Here is a 3,317-nt window from a genome sequence, read left to right as displayed (position 1 = left end):
CGACAAGTATGACCGGTGGTACGCGCTTGCTTCTTGGCGATCTCCGCCAAGGGGCGTCACCCGACCCCCGCTGCCCCCCGAAGCACCCCCACCGCGTAGGTGACCCCCATCGCCAGCACGCCTCCACCGACGTTCCGCACCACCGCCCGTCCCGCGGTCGCCGCCCCAAGTCGCGCGCTGCTCCACCCGGTCAGCACCAGCGCCGCCACCACCGACACCACGGTCACCGGCACCCGCCATCCCGCCGGGGGAAGCACGATGGCGAGCAGTGGCAGCAACGCCCCCGCCGTGAACGCCAGGAAGCTCGCCCAGGCCGCGTGCCAGGGGTTGGTCAGTTCGTCCGGGTCGATGCCGAGCTCCACACGTGCGTGCGCCCGCAGGGCGTCCCGTTCCGTGAGTTGTTCCGCGGCCTCGCGGGCCACGTCGCGGGACAGGCCCCGGCCCTCCAGAAGCTCCGTCAACTCCTCCAGCTCGGCCTCCGGCTGTTCGCGCAGTTCCCGCTTCTCCAGGGCCAACGCGGCCATCTCGGAGTCGCGCTGGGTCGACACGGACACGTACTCCCCGGCCGCCATGGACATCGAGCCGGCCAGCAGGCCCGCCAGACCCGCCGTCAGCAACGCCGCGCGGGAGCTCGTCGCGCCGGCCACGCCGACGACGAGACCCGCCGTGGAGACGATGCCGTCGTTGGCGCCGAGGACGGCCGCGCGCAGCCAGTTGAGCCGGGCGCCGAGCCCGCCGCCGTGCGCCTCGCCGTGCGCCGGTCCACCCACACCCTCTTCGGTCATCCCCGGAGGATCGCACCCCGCTCCCCGCGAGCCGCGTACCGACGCCGCCGTGAGGGACTGTCAGTCGTGGCCCGTATCCTCGTGAACCATGCTCGAAGACCAGACGACCGCAGCGTCCTCCCCCACAGCGTGGCCGGCCGCGTATCCGCAGGGATACGCGGTCGTCGACGTGGAGACCACCGGCCTGGCCCGCGACGACCGGATAATCTCCGCGGCCGTCTACCGACTTGACACCCGCGGCGAGGTCGAGGACCACTGGTACACGCTGGTCAATCCGGAGCGCGACCCGGGCCCGGTGTGGATCCACGGGCTGACGAGCGAGGCCCTCGAAGGCGCCCCGCTCTTCCAGGACATCGCCGACGAGTTCTCGGCCCGGCTCGACGGCCGTGTGCTCGTCGCGCACAACGCCGTCTTCGACTGGCAGATGATCGCCCGCGAGTACGCCCGCGCGGGCCGGGTGGCGCCGGTGACGCAGCGGCTGTGCACCATCGTCCTGTCGAAGGAGCTCGGCCTGCCGCTGCCCAACCACAAACTGGAGTCGCTGGCGGCCCACTTCGGCGTCGTCCAGCAGCGGGCGCACCATGCTCTCGACGACGCGCGCGTGCTCGCGGAGGCGTTCCGGCCGAGCCTGCGGGCGGCCGCCGCGCGCAGCGTGCGGCTGCCGTTGCACGAGTGCCGGCCGCTGACCGAGTGGACGGACCGGGCGGTGCCCCGGCAGTCGGCGGGCTACGGCGGTTACCGGGCGACCAGTTGGCGGCCGGCGCGCAAGCGGCCCGCGTGCCCCTACCCCAACCCGGGGCGGTACGAGGACGGCAAACCGCTCAAACAGGGCATGCGGATCGCCTTTTCCGGGGACACCTCGACCGAGCGCGACCTCTTGGAGGACAGGGCGATCGAGGCCGGGCTGCACGTCGCCACGAGCATCTCCCGGCTGACCAGTCTGCTCGTCACCAACGACCCGGACTCGGGCACGTCCAAGGTGGTCAAGGCCCGGCAGTTCGGCACACCGGTCGTCGACGAGGCGGCCTTCGGGCAGCTTCTGCGGGACGTGGAGCCGGCGTCCGAGCAGTGACCGCACGCCCCGGTGCGGTGGTGGCGCTCGTCATGGACCGCCGTTCGCCGGGACCGGACGTCCGGGTCGCGCCGCCCGCCGACGGGCGGACGGCGGCCGGCGCGTACCCCGCGTGCGGGACGCGGCGCGCCTGCACGCGGACCGGCCGGAGCACGGGCCGGGGCGGCCGCGCGCCCGATGCGCACCCAGTAGCGCGCGGAGGTCACACAGCGGAGCCGATCTTGTCCACGATGCCGACCTTGCCCTCCGCACGGGCACAGTGCGCGCCGCAGAACCAGTGGCCGTCCACCTCGACGCCCTGGCCGATGATCTGCACCCGGCAGTGCTCGCAGATGGGGGCCATGCGGTGGATCGCGCAGGCGAACGAGTCGAAGACGTGGCGGGCCCCGTCCCTGGTCTCGACGGTGAACGCGAGCTCGTAGTCGTTCCCACACACTTCGCAACGTGTCATAAGCCGAATCGTCAGGCGCCAGGTCTGCACCCGCAAGCCGACAGCGCTCCATCGGGTGGGCCCGGTCCACGGGGTCTGAGCACACCCCTGTGCGAGCATCCGGCCGTCCGAGTTGTACGGTCGTGGGGTGTACCGCTTCCTGTTGTCCCGGCAGTGGGTGATCCTCACGCTGGTCGCCCTCCTCCTCATCCCCACGATGATCAGGCTGGGCATCTGGCAGATGCACCGCTACGAGGAGCGCACCGCCCGCAACCGGCTCGTCTCCCAGGCGCTGTCCGCCGAGCCGGTGCCCGTGGAGCGGATGACCTCGCCCGGACACACGGTCACCACCCACGACCGGTACCGCAGCGTCACAGCGAAGGGTCGCTTCGACACCTCCGACGAAGTCGTCGTCCGGCGCCGCACCAACTCCGACGACGAGGTCGGCTACCACGTCCTGACCCCCTTCGTCCTCGACGACGGCAAGGTGCTGCTGGTCAACCGGGGCTGGATCCCCGCGAACGGTCCCAGCCAGACCGCGTTCCCCAGGATCCCCGCGCCCCCGAAGGGCGAGATCACCGTCACCGGGCGGCTGATGCCCGACGAGACGACCGCGGCGAGCGGCATCAAGAACCTCAAGGGGCTCCCGGACCGGCAGATCATGCTGATCAACAGCGAGCAGGAGGCCGAGCGGCTGGGCGCCACGGTGCTCGGCGGCTACATCGCCCAGACGGCCCCCGAGCCGAAGGGCGGCAGCCCGGAACTGATCGGCGCCGACCCCGGCAAGGAGGACGCCGCGCTGAACTACGCCTACGCCATCCAGTGGTGGCTGTTCTCCGCGGGCGTGCCGATCGGGTGGGTCGTCCTGGTCCGGCGTGAACTCCGCGACCGCCGCGAGAAGGCGGCCCAGGAAGCCGCGACGAAGGCGGAACCGGCGGCGGTGTGACCGGCGGGCGAGGCCGGCACCGGCGCGCACGGACTCCGCGGCCACCGTGGTAGGTCACCGCCACCCCGCCCGGCGTCACTCCCC

The 3,317-nt window shown here is 72.4% G+C and carries 4 protein-coding genes; 2 read left to right on the top strand and 2 right to left on the bottom strand.

Annotated features, from left to right (window positions below; translation table 11 throughout):
- Positions 1-56: 56 nt before the first annotated feature.
- The gene (locus tag AOJ26_RS19020; protein ID WP_053849514.1) at positions 57-785 is read right to left on the bottom strand and encodes a VIT1/CCC1 transporter family protein; all 729 of its coding nucleotides are present in this window, start codon (positions 783-785) and stop codon (positions 57-59) included.
- 88 nt (positions 786-873) lie between these two features.
- Between AOJ26_RS19020 and AOJ26_RS19015 the strand changes: the two genes are divergently transcribed.
- Positions 874-1,857: a DEDDh family exonuclease gene (locus tag AOJ26_RS19015; protein WP_053849513.1), complete on the top strand. Its 984-nt coding sequence runs from the start codon at positions 874-876 to the stop codon at positions 1,855-1,857.
- A 202-nt stretch (positions 1,858-2,059) separates the two neighbouring features.
- Here the strand turns inward: AOJ26_RS19015 and AOJ26_RS19010 are convergent, their stop codons facing one another.
- A complete protein-coding gene (locus tag AOJ26_RS19010) occupies positions 2,060-2,308 on the bottom strand; it encodes a hypothetical protein (protein ID WP_037708056.1) in 249 nt (82 codons plus the stop codon).
- A 127-nt stretch (positions 2,309-2,435) separates the two neighbouring features.
- On the opposite strand from AOJ26_RS19010, the gene AOJ26_RS19005 reads away from it, so the two are divergent.
- Complete coding sequence (locus AOJ26_RS19005; RefSeq protein ID WP_053849512.1) at positions 2,436-3,233, top strand: SURF1 family protein; 798 nt, start codon at positions 2,436-2,438, stop codon at positions 3,231-3,233.
- The last annotated feature ends 84 nt before the right edge of the window (positions 3,234-3,317 follow it).

The organism is Streptomyces sp. NRRL B-24085 (genome assembly GCF_001282115.1).
Lineage (GTDB): Bacteria > Actinomycetota > Actinomycetes > Streptomycetales > Streptomycetaceae > Streptomyces.
The sequence above is the reverse complement of the archived record's forward strand: the minus strand, read 5'-3'. Positions and strand labels throughout refer to the sequence as shown.

Excerpts from the sequence above, each read along its gene's own strand:
- AOJ26_RS19020 (WP_053849514.1), bottom strand. The coding sequence starts at position 785 with ATGACCGAAGAGGGTGTGGGTGGACCGGCGCACGGCGAGGCGCACGGC.
- AOJ26_RS19010 (WP_037708056.1), bottom strand. The coding sequence starts at position 2,308 with ATGACACGTTGCGAAGTGTGTGGGAACGACTACGAGCTCGCGTTCACC.
- AOJ26_RS19015 (WP_053849513.1), top strand. The coding sequence starts at position 874 with ATGCTCGAAGACCAGACGACCGCAGCGTCCTCCCCCACAGCGTGGCCG.